The following is a 945-nucleotide window of genomic DNA, read 5'->3' as shown; positions in this document are numbered from 1 at the left end:
AGATCGCCTCCCGGCTGGGGCACCCGAACATCGTGGAGGTGCTGGACTTCGACACGCTGGAGGACGGCAGTCCGTTCCTGGTGCTGGAGTACCTGCGCGGGGAGAGCCTCGCGGACCGGCTGCGGCGCGGACGGCTGTCGCTGGAGGAGGTCTTCTCCTTCACGCGGCAGATGGGCTCCGCGCTCCAGACGGCGCACCGCGCGGGCATCGTGCACCGCGACCTCAAGCCCGCGAACATCTTCCTGGTGCCCACGGACTCCGGCGGCGTGGTGGGCGAGCGCGTGAAGCTGCTCGACTTCGGCATCTCCAAGGTCATGTCGTCGGAGACGCTCCAGACGCAGGAGGCGGTGCTCATCGGCACGCCTCAGTACATGTCGCCGGAGCAGGCGCAGGGGCAGAACAGCCGCATCGACGCGCGCACGGACCTGTTCGCGCTGGGCGGCATCGTGTTCGAGATGCTCTCCGGGATGACGCCCTTTGGTGGCGGGTCGCTCGCGCAGATCATCTACCGCGTGGTGCATGAGCCGCCGGTGTCGCTCGTCACGCTGATGCCGGAGCTGCCGGAGAACGTCACGCGGGCGGTGGCGCGGGCGCTGGAGAAGAAGCCGGAGGACCGCCATCCGGACGTCGCGTCGTTCATCGCGGAGCTCACGGGGACGACGCTCCAGTCGCTGCCGGAGACCGAGGAGCAGATCGCGGCCCGGACCTTCTCGCGCACGAAGCGTCCCTCGGGTGTGGCGCTGCCCTCCGTGGCGCCGGGTGACGAGGACGCGCTGGGCGCCACGATGGCACCGGGGGCACAAGGGGCCGGGGACGGGCCGCTTTGGAGCGGACGCGCTCGCGGCGCCGGATGACATCGGCTTCGACGCGACGATGGCGCCCCGAGCCAGCGGCACGGTCCCGTTCGGCCAGCAGCCGCAGGTGGCGGCGGCACGATGGGCTTCG

Annotated in this window: 1 protein-coding gene; it reads left to right on the top strand. The window is 71.1% G+C overall.

Features of this window, described 5'->3' with window-relative positions; all coding sequences use genetic code 11:
* Nucleotides 1–854: serine/threonine-protein kinase (locus ACLEQD_RS44310; protein ID WP_410391919.1), on the top strand; the 854-nt coding region annotated here is incomplete at its 5' end.
* Between the last annotated feature and the right edge of the window lie 91 nt (nt 855–945).

This window comes from Corallococcus sp. 4LFB, from assembly GCF_046520365.1.
GTDB classification, from domain to species: Bacteria; Myxococcota; Myxococcia; order Myxococcales; family Myxococcaceae; genus Corallococcus; species Corallococcus caeni.
The sequence above is the reverse complement of the archived record's forward strand: the minus strand, read 5'-3'. Positions and strand labels throughout refer to the sequence as shown.